The sequence below is a fragment of the Telluria sp. ZT3P25 genome, from assembly GCF_059685895.1.
This window is the reverse complement of the sequence record NZ_JCASIJ010000002.1, coordinates 19,554-31,732: the sequence shown is the minus strand read 5'-3', so window position 1 is coordinate 31,732 and position 12,179 is coordinate 19,554. Positions and strand designations below refer to the sequence as shown.

Below are 12,179 nucleotides of genomic sequence, written 5' to 3'. Positions count from 1 at the left end.
AGGGAGATTTATGAAGATGCTTGGCCTGATTCCTGCTCTTCTTCTGTTCTCCCTCTCGCCCATTGTCGCAGCGGAAAAACTGCCAAACGATGTTAGACAGTTCATTGCGCAACGCGACGCGTGCGATCATTTTCGCGGCGAGCTACCCGATCCTGAAGAGGCAGAGCGGATGCGAGAAGTCACTGGCCAGATCGAGAAACGCTGTCGCGGTACTGATCGGCGACTGCAATCGCTCAAAAAGAAATATGGCAGCGATGCCAACGTGAAAAAACGGCTGAACGTGTATGACGAACAGATCGAGCCGCGAGACAATCAGCGTTTGCTGGCACGTTAATCCAACACCGTCACCTTGACGATCAGCCGGATTGTCATCTAAGTCATGAACGACATTTGATCGCTGAAGGCCAATTAAACAGGATGGCCGCTCAGACGGCCGGCCATCCCGAATACTGACCGTTCAAGCCGGCATCATGACAGCCTGAGTACCGTACAAGACCATCCGGCCGCCGTGCTGGCGCTGCCACGCAGCTGCGGTAAGCTGGTCTGCGAACCAGACATGCTCATGGTCGCCGAACGCGCCAATGTCGAGCCGAAAGCGATCCAGAATCTCGCTCGGGCGACGATCGATGTCGCGCTTGCAGGCATCCCAACTCGCATAGCCAAGTTCTGCTGCCAGAGTGCGAAACATATGCTTGAGTTGTAGTTTGGCGCGAGCATGGTAAAGCTCGGTCAGGCGTGGCATAGAAAACGCGCGCGCCGTGTGGACACGGCGGACGATAGGGAGCGCCTTGCTGGGTTGGTCCGAGTGCGCGCTGCGCAACATGCCACGGGCGTGGCGGCGCAAAAAGTCGGTGTTGGTGTCGAGCGGGATTTGTTGCTGAGTTTGGGGGCGCATGCCTGATCCTATTCACATGATGTTGCCGCTCTCGCTACGGCGACTGTGATTGAACAGGTATGACTCCTGAAACGGATTTTCCTGAGCAGGTGCATTGGCTTTCGCGAGAGCTGGGCGGCCTGCCCAGCCCAGCGTCAATACTAGCACGGGTTGCACGCCATGTAACGGTGCCTGGCGCGCATCCAATAAAAAAGGGCCAACCGCATGGTTGGCCCCTTCTCGCTGATCGTTCAAGCAAACATCTCAAACGTCGATATTGCCCGCCCGCAGTGCATTCGCTTCAATAAAGTTCCGACGCGGTTCCACGTCATCCCCCATCAACGTCGTAAAGATCTGATCCGCCGCGATCGCATCATCGATCTGCACCTTCAGCAGACGACGCACGGTTGGATCCATCGTGGTTTCCCACAGCTGCGACGGGTTCATCTCGCCCAGACCTTTGTAACGCTGCTTCGACACGCCGCGCTCGGCTTCTTCACGCAGCCACAGCATCGCTGCGTGGAAGTCACGCACGGCGAATTCCTTCATGCGCTCGCCTTCGCCGCGGCGCACGATCGCGCCTTCGCCCATCAGGCCCTGGAACGTTGCTGCCGAATTCGCCAGCACCGCGTAATCGGCGCCTGCCACGAAGTCGGCATCGATCGACGTCACCTGCACATTGCCGTGGTAGATGCGTTCGATGCGCAGCGCGTGCTTTTCGGACAGGTCGTCCGAGCGCACCTTGACCTTGACGGCCGGGTCGTTGATCGATTTTTCCATCGCCTGTGCCGATGCCTCGGCGTTCTCGAGCGTGGTCAGGTCCAGTGCCACGCCGCCGCTGAAGATCGCGGTTAGTGCGGCCCGGTCGATCACGCGCGTCAGGCGCATCATGATGGTGTTGGCCAGGTTGTACTGGCGTGCCAGTTCGCCCAGCGCTTCACCGCTGATCGGCTCGGCGCCATCGCGCGGGATGAGCGACGCGGTATTCAGTGCGAACGTCATCATGTAGCTGGCTTCTTCGATGTCGTCCTTCAGATAGCGTTCGTCGCGGCCGGCCTTGACCTTGTACAGCGGTGGTTGCGCGATGTAGATGTGGCCGCGCTCGACCAGCTGCGGCATCTGGCGGTAGAACAGCGTCAGCAGCAGGGTACGGATGTGGGCGCCGTCGACGTCCGCATCGGTCATGATGATGATGCGGTGGTAGCGCAGTTTCTCGACGTTGAATTCGTCCGGGCCGATCGACGTGCCGAGCGTGGCGATCAGGGTCGTGATCTGCTCCGACGACAGCATCTTTTCAAAGCGCGCCTTTTCCACGTTCAGCACCTTGCCGCGCAGCGGCAGGATGGCCTGGAATTTGCGGTCGCGGCCCTGCTTGGCCGAGCCGCCTGCCGAGTCACCCTCGACAATGTAGAGTTCGGCCAGCGCCGGGTCGCGTTCCTGGCAGTCGGCCAGTTTCGACGACAGGCCCAGGCCGTCCATGACGCCTTTGCGGCGCGTCAGGTCGCGTGCCTTGCGCGCGGCTTCGCGGGCGCGGGCGGCTTCGACGATCTTGCCGCAGATGATCTTGGCGTCGTTCGGCTTTTCGGCCAGGAAGTCGGTCAGGGTCTTGGCGACGATCTCTTCGACCGGGCCGCGCACTTCGGACGACACCAGCTTATCCTTGGTCTGCGACGAGAATTTCGGTTCCGGCACTTTCACTGACAGCACGCAGGTCAGGCCTTCGCGCATGTCGTCGCCAGAGATTTCGACCTTGGCCTTCTTGGCAAACTCGTGCTCGTCGATGTACTTGTTGATCACGCGCGTCATCGCCGCGCGCAGGCCCGTCAGGTGGCTGCCGCCGTCGCGCTGCGGGATGTTGTTCGTGAAGCACAGCACCTGCTCGTTGAAGGCATCGTTCCACTGCATCGAGACGTCGACCGAGATGTTCGTATTCTGGTCCGACATGCGCTCGCCGGTCGCCTGGAAGACGGTCGGGTGCAGCACGTTCTTGGTCTTGTTGATGTATTCGACAAAGCCGCGCGTGCCGCCTTCGAATGCATAGATTTCTTCCTTGCCCGAGCGCTGGTCGGTCAGCTTGATGCTCACGCCATTGTTCAGGAACGACAGTTCGCGGATGCGCTTGGACAGGATTTCGTAGTGGAACTCGACATGATTGAAGATGGTCTCGTCGGCCCAGAAGTGCACGTCGGTGCCGCGCTTGTCGGTTTCGCCAATGACCTTGATCGGGGAGACTTCGATGCCGTTGACCATCGCCAGTTCGCGGTTTTGCGGAACGCCGCGCACGAATTCCATCTGGTGTACTTTGCCGTCGCGGCGGATCGTCACGCGCAGCAGTTTTGACAGGGCATTCACGCACGAGACGCCCACGCCGTGCAGGCCGCCGGAGACTTTATACGAGTTCTGGTCGAACTTGCCGCCGGCGTGCAATTCGGTCAGGACGATCTCGGCCGCCGAGCGTTTTGGCTCGTGCTTGTCGTCCATTTTCAGGCCGACCGGGATGCCGCGGCCGTTGTCGGTGATCGAAATCGAATTGTCCGAGTGGATCGTGACGTGGATTTCGGTGCAGTGGCCGGCCAGCGATTCGTCGATCGAGTTGTCCAGCACTTCGAAGACCAGGTGGTGCAGGCCGGTGCCGTCGGACGTGTCGCCAATGTACATGCCCGGGCGCTTGCGCACCGCTTCCAGGCCTTCCAGGATCTGGATCGAGGAGGCGCCATAATCATCCACCGGGATGGCGGGGATATTTTCTGCTGGGGTATTCTCGGACATGGACTACTTTCTTTAAAACTGAGTATTTCAGACCGGCACGCGAAGCGTGCGGTACGCTGCATCCGGGCCGCCGGAGCGGCCCGTTCGAGGCATCAAATACGCATCGGCATGACGACATACTTGAAGTCGCCGACCTCGGGAATCGAGATCAGCGCCGACGAGTTCGAGTCGCCCAGGGCGATGTTGACCTGGTCGCACTTCAGGTTGTTGAGCACGTCGAGCAGGTAGGTCACGTTGAAGCCGATGTCGATCGAATCGCCACCGTAGTCGATCTCGAGTTCTTCGACCGCTTCTTCCTGGTCGGCATTGGTCGAGCTGATCTTCATGACGCCCGGCTCGATGATGCAACGCACGCCCTTGAACTTGTCGCTGGTCATGATCGCGGCACGCTGCAGCGAACGCAGCAGCTCATCGCGGCTGATCGTGAAGTCGTTTTTGTAGCCCTTTGGAATCACGCGCGTGTAGTCAGGGAACTTGCCCTCAACCAGTTTCGAGACCAGCTCGATGTCGGCGAAGGTCAGTTTGACTTGCGATGCGGCGATGTCCAGGCGGACCGTTTCATCGCTTTCTTCCAGCAGGCGCTGCAGTTCGATGATGGTCTTGCGCGGGATGATCACTTCCTGGCGCTCGAATTGCTGTTCGGTTTCCACCGAGCAGAAGGCCAGGCGGTGACCGTCGGTCGCCACGGCAATGATGTTGCTGCCATCGAGCACCAGCAGCAGACCGTTCAGGTAGTAGCGGATGTCCTGCTGCGCCATCGAGAAGTACACCATGTTGAACAGGTGCTTGAGCGTCTTTTGCGGCAGCGTGACCGATACGTTGTAGGTGTCGGCGATCGACACGGTCGGGAACTCTTCGGCCGCGAGCGTCTGCAGCGCGAAGCGCGACTTGCCGCTCTGCACGGCCAGGCGCTTGTTTTGCAGCGTCATCGTGACGTCGCCCGATTCCGGCAGTGCGCGCAGGATGTCGAGCAGCTTGCGCGCGGCCACTGTCGTGCCGGCGACTTCATCGCCCGCGCCGATATTGGCGTGCGTGGTGATCTGTACTTCGGTGTCGGTCGACAGGAACGACACGTTCTGGCCATCTTTGCGAATGAGGATATTGGCCAGAATCGGCATAGTGTGCCGACGCTCGACAATACCACTCACGATCTGCAGTGGCCGGAGAAGCGTATCTCGGGTGGATTTGACCAGTTGCATTTTATCCTCAGTACGTTTGATTGGTTAATTATTACTAAAACGATATTGTGCCATTGCCTGCGGCAAACACAAGGCGTCTGCCCGGCTGCTGCCGGATTACCCTTTCAGGGTCTGTTCCAGCACGTGCAGCTCGTGGTTGCATTCGGGATTCTTCTGGCGGTCGCCCGCGATCTTGCGCACCGCGTGCAACACGGTTGTGTGGTCGCGTCCGCCAAACAATTCGCCGATTTCCGGCAAGCTCTTTTGCGTCAGCTCCTTGGCCAGGTACATCGCGATCTGGCGCGGGCGGGCGATGTTGGCCGGCCGGCGCTTCGAGTACATGTCCGCAACCTTGATGTTGAAGAAGTCGGCCACCGTCTTCTGGATGTTCTCCACCGAGATCTGGCGGTTCTGCACCGACAGCAGATCCTTCAAAGCTTCTTTGACGACGTCGATCGTGATGTCCTTGCCGTGGAAGCGCGAGTAGGCCAGGATCTTGCGCAGCGCGCCTTCGAGCTCGCGCACGTTCGAGCGCAGGTGTTTTGCCACGAAGAAGGCGACGTCGTCCGACAGCGTCACGTCTTCGGATTGCGCTTTCTTGAGCAGAATCGCCACGCGCATTTCCAGCTCCGGCGGCTCGATCGCCACCGTCAGGCCGGAATCGAAACGCGAGATCAGGCGGTCGTCCATGCCCGTGATCTCTTTCGGATAGGTATCTGACGTGATGATGATCTGTTTCTTCGCGGCGATCAGTGCCTCGAACGCATAGAAGAATTCTTCCTGCGTGCGGCTTTTGCCGCCGAAGAACTGAATATCATCGATCAAGAGCATGTCGAGCGAGTGATAGTAATGCTTGAAATCGTCGAAGCCCTTGCGTTGATAGGCGGTGACGACGTCGCGCACGTACTGCTCCGCGTGGATGTAGCGGATGCGCGCGTTCGGCTGGTCGGCCATGACCTGGTTGCCGATCGCATGGATCAGGTGGGTCTTACCCAGGCCGACGCCGCCGTAGAAGAACAGCGGGTTGTACGACACGCCCGGGTTGTTCGCCACCTGGATCGCGGCGGCGCGCGCCAGCTGGTTGGCCTTACCGGTCACGAAGCTGTCGAAGGTCAGCTCGGTGTTGATGCGGCTTTGCTCACGTTTCGGCGAGTTGGCGATGTTCAGATTCTGGTTGTGGCTCGGGCCATTGCCGCTGTTTGGACTCGGGTGTTCAGCGCCGGGCGCCGGACGCGGGGCGTTGAAGTCGACGGTCGCGGTGGAGCCGGACGCACCGGCGCTGACCGTGTTGCGCGACGGATGCGTTTTGGGGTCGAGCACAAACTGCACCTCGACCGGCGCTTCCCAGTACTGGGCTGCCAACTCCGTGATGCGGGTGGCAAACTGTGTCTTGACCCAGTCGAGCTTGAAGCGATTCGGCGCGGCCACGCGCAGCTTGCCGTCTTCGTAGTCGAGGGCGACCAGCGGTTTGATCCACGCGCTATATTGCTGTGGCGTGAGCTCGAGCTCTAGCTGCGCGGAACAGGTCTGCCAAAAATTTTCCATTACTTCGCTTGTTGATACGTAACACGCTATTTTACCCGCACCGGACAAAGTTATCCACAGGCGACGCACATATTTTCCACCGAAACGGTCTGTCGGGGCGCCCGGTAACCGGGCCGGGAAGGGCGAGAAAGGCGGCTTGCGAAACAACATCCACCTTGACACTGAGGCGCGAATTAGAGTCTAATTCAGGGTTCCCCGTCCGTGCACCGTGTCAGGCTGATAATTTCAGCGGCTGGTAGTCGGGCGAAGAGAGACCTGTGGCATGACGCGAGCTTAATCTGCGAAATTGTCATCGGCGCCGAATCTGACTCAAGTCAGACCCGATTTTGCATCTTATTTTGCTTTAAGCGAGACCACCATGAAACGTACTTACCAACCTTCCGTCGTCCGTCGCAAGCGCACGCACGGCTTCCGCGCACGTATGGCTACCCGTGGTGGCCGTCAAGTCCTGAACGCTCGCCGCGCCAAAGGCCGCAAGCGTCTGGCTGTCTAAGTCACACACCGCACGTTGCGGTCAGTGATGACAGGCGAAGGTTCGCACGACTTCGCGCGCGTTCGGCGCATCGTTAAAACGGATGAATTTTCATCCGTTTTTCGTTTGCGGCCAGCGCAAAAAACGGCGCATTTCGTGCTCTATACGCGACCGAACGCACTGCCGCATGCGCGGCTGGGCGTCGTTGCGGCCAAGCGCTTTGCGCCGCGCGCGGTCACGCGCAACACGATCAAGCGCATCACGCGCGAACTGTTCCGCACCACCGGCTTGCCGCCTGTCGATTGCATCGTCCGCTTGTCGCGGCCGGTCAACGGCAAGGATGGCCCGGCCACGAACCGGGCCCTGAAGGCCGCGTTGAAGGTGGAACTGACGCGCCTGTTCGCGTCGCAGCTGCGGCGCCCGGCGCCGGTGGACGCGGCATGAAAAGGCTGCTCGTCTCGTTGTTTGTCGGGATCCTGCGCGGTTATCAACTGCTGATCTCGCCGATGCTCGGGCCGCGCTGCCGTTTCTATCCCAGTTGTTCCAATTATGCGATCGAAGCGTTGCGCGTCCACGGCGCTGCACGCGGCTCATGGCTGGCCGCGCGCCGCGTGGGCCGCTGCCATCCGTGGCACGCCGGCGGCCTCGACCCGGTGCCGCCTCACGGCGCCAAGGAATCCCATTCAGCCGCTTGCGGTTGCAACCACTCCTGAAGACTCCAATGGAATTCAATAAACGTACTGTCCTGTGGATCGTGTTCGCCATTTCCCTGATTGTTCTCTGGAACAATTGGATGGTGGCTAACGGCAAACAGTCGATGTTCTCGCCGGCGCGTCCGGCCCAGGTTGCCCAGCAAAAGACATCCGATGTGCCGGCTGCACCGCAAGCGGGCAGCAATGCCGTGCCCGGTGTGCCGGCCACAGCAGGTGCGCCTGCCGTTCCTGGCGGCGCGCCAGTGGCCGCCGTGGCGAGCCCGGTCGTTACCGTGACCACCGACGTCGTCAAGGTCGACATCGACCCGGTCGGCGGCGTGATCAAGCGCCTCGAGATGCTCCAGTACCGCGATCACTTCGACAAGACCAAGAACCAGGTCCTGTTCAGCGTGAACGGTCCGAACGTGTATCTGGGCCAGACTGGCCTGATCGGCACCACCGCCGCTGGCGTGCTGCCGAACCACACCACGCCGTTCACCGTGCGTCCTGGCGTGCGTACGCTGGGCGCCAATGGCCAGGTGCAGGTCGTGATGGATGCGGAGCAGGGCGGCGTGCGCCTGACCAAGACGCTGACGTTCCGCAAGGGCGACTACCTGATCGGCGTGCGTCACGACGTGACCAATATCGGCACCGCGCCGGTCCAGCCATCGCTGTACCTGCAGCTGCAGCATGACGGCACCAAGCCGGCCACCGATTCGTGGTTCATGCCAAGCTACACCGGTCCGACGCTCTACACGAACGCCGACAAGTACCAGAAGCTGACCTTCGAGAAGATCGAAAAGGGCAGTGCGGATCACGCGCTGAAGGCCGACAACGGCTGGGTCGCGATCTCGCAGCACTTCTTTGTTTCGGCCTTCATCCCGGTCGACCGGACGCCGCGCGACATCTTCACCAAGAAGATCGCCACCAACCTGTATGCGATCGGTACCGTGCAGTCGATGGGCACCGTGGCGCCTGGCGCCACCGTGTCGGTTGATTCGCGCCTGTATTCGGGGCCGCAGGACGAGCGCACGCTGGAAACCATCACCCCGGGCCTGGAGCTGGTGAAGGACTACGGCATGCTGACCGTGATCGCCAAGCCGATCTTCTGGGTCATGACGCAGCTGCACGCAATGCTGGGCAACTGGGGCTGGACCATCGTCGCCCTGACCATCCTGATCAAGCTGGCGTTCTTCCCGCTGTCGGCGGCAGGTTATCGCAGCATGGCCAAGATGCGTGTGGTCACGCCAAAAATGCAGGCGATCCGCGAACGCTTCAAGAGCGATCCGGTCAAGATGCAGCAGGCCACGATGGAGCTGTACAAGACCGAGAAGATCAACCCGCTGGGCGGCTGCCTGCCGATCCTGGTGCAGATGCCGGTGTTCTTCGCCCTGTACTGGGTGCTGCAAGCGTCGGTCGAGATGCGCGGCGCGCCATGGATCGGCTGGATCCAGGATCTGACGCAGCCTGACCCGTTCTACATCCTGCCGGTCATCTACGCAGTGTCGATGTTCATCACGACCAAGCTCAATCCGCAGCCGACCGACCCGGTGCAGGCCAAGATGATGCTGTTCATGCCGATCGCGTTCTCGGTGGTGTTCTTCTTCTTCCCGTCCGGCCTCGTGCTGTACTGGGTGGTCAACAACATCCTGTCGATCGCGCAGCAGTGGGTCATCACGCGCAAGTTCGAGACGGCCGCAGCGAAGTAAGCTGCCGGCGTCGTCGAGAAAAGCCCGCGCCTTGTGCGCGGGCTTTTTTGTTTTTCGCGGCCCGCCGATAGGCCCGGCTGCGCGCATCCCTTACAATCGCCCCATGAAACTCGATACCTCACCCATCGCCGCCATCGCCACCGCCCCGGGCCGCGGCGGCATCGGCGTCGTGCGCGCCTCCGGCAAGGAACTCGGCCCGCTGATCGCCGCGCTGTTCCCCGGCGTGACGCTCGCGCCGCGCCATGCAACCTACATCCCGTTCAAGGCCGCCAACGGCGACATCATCGATGAAGGCCTGGCCCTGTACTTCCCGGGTCCGCATTCGTACACCGGCGAAGACGTGCTGGAGCTGCAGGGTCACGGCGGCCCGATCGTGCTGCAGATGCTGCTGGGGCGCGTGCTGGAAGCGGGCAGCAGCATGGACCTGCGCCTGGCCGAACCGGGCGAATTCACGCGCCGCGCGTTCCTCAACGACAAGCTCGACCTGGCCCAGGCCGAGGCGGTGGCCGACCTGATCGACGCCTCCACCGAAGCTGCCGCCAAGTCGGCGTCGCAGTCGCTGTCCGGTGCGTTTTCGCAAGTGGTACACACGCTGGTGGACCAGACGACCAATCTGCGCATGCTGGTCGAAGCCACGCTCGACTTCCCGGAAGAAGAAATCGACTTCCTCGAAAAATCGAACGCCCGCGGCCAACTGGCCGGCATCATCACGGCACTGGAGCATGTGTTCCGCCAGGCGGCGCAAGGCGCGCTGCTGCGCGAAGGGTTGAATGTCGTGCTGGTCGGGCAGCCGAACGTGGGCAAGTCGTCACTGCTGAATGCACTGGCCGGGGCTGATGTCGCCATCGTCACGCCGATTGCCGGCACCACGCGCGACAAGGTCAGCGAGACGATCCAGATCGAAGGCATCCCGCTGAACATCATCGACACCGCCGGCATCCGCGCGATCAGCGACGAGATCGATGTGGTCGAGCGCATCGGCATCGAGCGCACCTGGGGCGAAGTGGGCAAGGCTGACGTGATCCTGCACCTGCTGGACGCAAACCTGGGGCCGAGCGCGGCCGACGAAGCCATCGTCGCAGCTTTCCCGGCCAACGTGCCGGTGGTGCGCATCTGGAACAAGATCGACCTGTCGGGCCACAAGCCGTCGAAGGATGAAAGCACGGACGCCGTGCACCTGTATCTGTCGGCGCACGAAAAGCTGGGCATCGACCTGCTGCGCGCCGAACTGCTGCGCATCGCCGGCTGGCAGCAGACGGGCGAATCGCTGTTCCTGGCGCGCGAGCGGCACCTGATTGCGCTGCGCGCAGCGAGCGACCATCTGGAGCTGGCGCGCCAGCATGCAATGCAGGATGACCAGTCGCTGGACCTCTTTGCCGAAGAGCTGCGGCTGGCACAGGATCAGCTCTCCAGCATTACCGGGCAATTCACGCCGGATGATTTGCTGGGGGTGATTTTTGGGCGATTCTGTATTGGGAAATAGATAGTCGCCAATGGGTGATTCGATGCCTGTCCCGGCTCAATCCTCTTGATAGGAAGGCGACCACCGGGGATTGTGACGCCCTACCGGATCAGCGCCAAACTGACGCGGATCGCGCAGGTATTGCCGTAGCCGGAATTTTTGATCAGGTCATTCCACCCGATCTGCTGGAACAACGTGTCGCGGCTGACGACGCGGTTACTCGGGTAGTTTTTCATCAGCGCAAGGGAAGCGAGCCACATACAGCGCTATCAGCTCGGCGGCTGCATTGCCCGGCATCGAGCCAGCGCGCCCGCGCAGCTCGTCCCATATACGATCATCGATTTCCAGCGGCTTCATGCCGGGCGGCGCGCACCACAGCCGCCCCTGCGTTGCATCGACAACCCCGGCCTGATAGCCCTCTGCATACCGCTGCTGGAACGCCGCATCGGGCTGCTGGCTCCATTTATCCACGCCTGGCTGTCCGGCCACCTTTGCCACGAACCTATCGCCCGACAGGTGCCATGTGAATGCGCCAAGCGGCTGCGCCGCAGCGCCGCCTATCAGCGTCAGGACAGCGCACAGAACTGCGCACCTCATACGATTCGCCATACCCACCTCCGATGAATTGTGAGTGGGTATTGTGTTGTCCAAAACTTGGGACGGTCTTGCGCGTCGCCAGCGCATCAACTGTATGAAATGCGTGTGCGAATAGCGGTAGCTGTCCAAAGCGCAACGGCTCGCATTTGCGCATCGCTTACCGCCGTTGTCGCGACGCGTCGCGCGCCAACACCGCCGGGCATGCTAGGCTTGCTGCTATGAATACGCGAATCACGACCCTTGCCCCCCATCCTGCGCGCCGCACGCTATTTCGGCTCGCCGCCATGCTGGCTGGCGCCACTCTGTTGTCATCCTGCGCCAGCGTCCTCGGCCCGCGTCAGGTCGAGCTGCCGTTGCACAAGCTGCAATCCAGCCTCGACAAGCGCTTCCCGATCAATGAACGCCTGCTCGACATCTTTGACGTCCAGCTCACGCGTCCGCTACTGTCGCTGGTGCCGGATCAGGACCGGGTAGCGCTCGCCGTCGATGCGTCGGTCGCACCGCCGTTTGCACGCGCCTGGGCCGGCAACGTCGCGTTCTCGGGCCGCCTGTACATCGATCCGGGGCGCGCCGCCGTCATGATGGCCGAGCCGCGCGTCGACCGCCTGCAGCTTGGCAATCCCGACGCCGAGCGCCAGTTGACGCGCGTGGCCAACACGCTGATCGACACCGTCGCGCGCGACATGCCGGTATATGCGTTCGACCAGAGCGACTTGCGTTACGCCGGCGTGCAATTCGTCCCGACGCGCATCCAGACCACCCGCACGGGCCTCCTGGTCACGCTCGAACCGGCGAAGTAACGCAATCCGATCCGCATGTTGCAGTTGCGTCAAATTGCATCGGCACGGCAGATCAGGGATTGCACCCACATTGCATTCGGA

The 12,179-nt window shown here is 61.4% G+C and carries 13 protein-coding genes; 7 read left to right on the top strand and 6 right to left on the bottom strand.

The window, feature by feature from the left end; translation table 11 throughout:
• Nucleotides 1-10 precede the first annotated feature (10 nt).
• Complete coding sequence (locus tag AC56LY_RS18695) at nucleotides 11-334, top strand: hypothetical protein (RefSeq protein WP_499582163.1); 324 nt, start codon at nucleotides 11-13, stop codon at nucleotides 332-334.
• A gap of 123 nt (nucleotides 335-457) precedes the next feature.
• Here AC56LY_RS18695 and AC56LY_RS18690 read toward each other — a convergent pair whose 3' ends face one another.
• The 4 genes from AC56LY_RS18690 to dnaA all read right to left on the bottom strand — a co-directional run bounded on the left by AC56LY_RS18690 (nucleotide 458) and on the right by dnaA (nucleotide 6,366).
• On the bottom strand, nucleotides 458-895 hold the full coding sequence (locus tag AC56LY_RS18690) for a hypothetical protein (RefSeq protein WP_499582161.1): 438 nt from the start codon (nucleotides 893-895) through the stop codon (nucleotides 458-460).
• Nucleotides 896-1,138: 243 nt separating this feature from the next.
• The gene (gene gyrB, locus AC56LY_RS18685; RefSeq protein WP_183555232.1) at nucleotides 1,139-3,643 is read right to left on the bottom strand and encodes a DNA topoisomerase (ATP-hydrolyzing) subunit B; all 2,505 of its coding nucleotides are present in this window, start codon (nucleotides 3,641-3,643) and stop codon (nucleotides 1,139-1,141) included.
• Nucleotides 3,644-3,735: 92 nt separating this feature from the next.
• Nucleotides 3,736-4,842, bottom strand: a complete 1,107-nt coding sequence (gene dnaN / locus AC56LY_RS18680) for a DNA polymerase III subunit beta (protein ID WP_499582159.1) — start codon at nucleotides 4,840-4,842, stop codon at nucleotides 3,736-3,738.
• A gap of 96 nt (nucleotides 4,843-4,938) precedes the next feature.
• Complete coding sequence (gene dnaA / locus AC56LY_RS18675; protein ID WP_183555234.1) at nucleotides 4,939-6,366, bottom strand: chromosomal replication initiator protein DnaA; 1,428 nt, start codon at nucleotides 6,364-6,366, stop codon at nucleotides 4,939-4,941.
• 358 nt (nucleotides 6,367-6,724) lie between these two features.
• Here dnaA and rpmH point away from each other — a divergent pair, with 358 nt between their 5' ends.
• The 5 genes from rpmH to mnmE all read left to right on the top strand — a co-directional run bounded on the left by rpmH (nucleotide 6,725) and on the right by mnmE (nucleotide 10,722).
• Nucleotides 6,725-6,859, top strand: a complete 135-nt coding sequence (gene rpmH / locus AC56LY_RS18670; RefSeq protein ID WP_040378179.1) for a 50S ribosomal protein L34 — start codon at nucleotides 6,725-6,727, stop codon at nucleotides 6,857-6,859.
• 27 nt (nucleotides 6,860-6,886) lie between these two features.
• Nucleotides 6,887-7,282 (top strand): ribonuclease P protein component, encoded by a 396-nt coding sequence (gene rnpA, locus AC56LY_RS18665; protein WP_258838052.1) that lies wholly within the window; start codon nucleotides 6,887-6,889, stop codon nucleotides 7,280-7,282.
• Nucleotides 7,279-7,551, top strand: coding sequence for a membrane protein insertion efficiency factor YidD (yidD, locus tag AC56LY_RS18660; RefSeq protein ID WP_499582157.1), 273 nt, complete (start codon nucleotides 7,279-7,281; stop codon nucleotides 7,549-7,551). Before rnpA ends, yidD begins: the two co-directional genes overlap by 4 nt.
• An 8-nt stretch (nucleotides 7,552-7,559) precedes the next feature.
• Nucleotides 7,560-9,239, top strand: coding sequence for a membrane protein insertase YidC (gene yidC / locus AC56LY_RS18655; protein WP_499582155.1), 1,680 nt, complete (start codon nucleotides 7,560-7,562; stop codon nucleotides 9,237-9,239).
• 103 nt (nucleotides 9,240-9,342) lie between these two features.
• Nucleotides 9,343-10,722, top strand: coding sequence for a tRNA uridine-5-carboxymethylaminomethyl(34) synthesis GTPase MnmE (gene mnmE / locus AC56LY_RS18650; RefSeq protein WP_499582153.1), 1,380 nt, complete (start codon nucleotides 9,343-9,345; stop codon nucleotides 10,720-10,722).
• 80 nt (nucleotides 10,723-10,802) lie between these two features.
• Here mnmE and AC56LY_RS18645 read toward each other — a convergent pair whose 3' ends face one another.
• Nucleotides 10,803-10,937, bottom strand: a complete 135-nt coding sequence (locus AC56LY_RS18645) for a hypothetical protein (RefSeq protein WP_499582151.1) — start codon at nucleotides 10,935-10,937, stop codon at nucleotides 10,803-10,805.
• Nucleotides 10,918-11,310 (bottom strand): Rap1a/Tai family immunity protein, encoded by a 393-nt coding sequence (locus AC56LY_RS18640; protein WP_499582149.1) that lies wholly within the window; start codon nucleotides 11,308-11,310, stop codon nucleotides 10,918-10,920. Before AC56LY_RS18640 ends, AC56LY_RS18645 begins: the two co-directional genes overlap by 20 nt.
• 206 nt (nucleotides 11,311-11,516) lie before the next feature.
• On the opposite strand from AC56LY_RS18640, the gene AC56LY_RS18635 reads away from it, so the two are divergent.
• Nucleotides 11,517-12,098, top strand: coding sequence for a DUF1439 domain-containing protein (locus AC56LY_RS18635; protein ID WP_499582147.1), 582 nt, complete (start codon nucleotides 11,517-11,519; stop codon nucleotides 12,096-12,098).
• Nucleotides 12,099-12,179 lie beyond the last annotated feature (81 nt).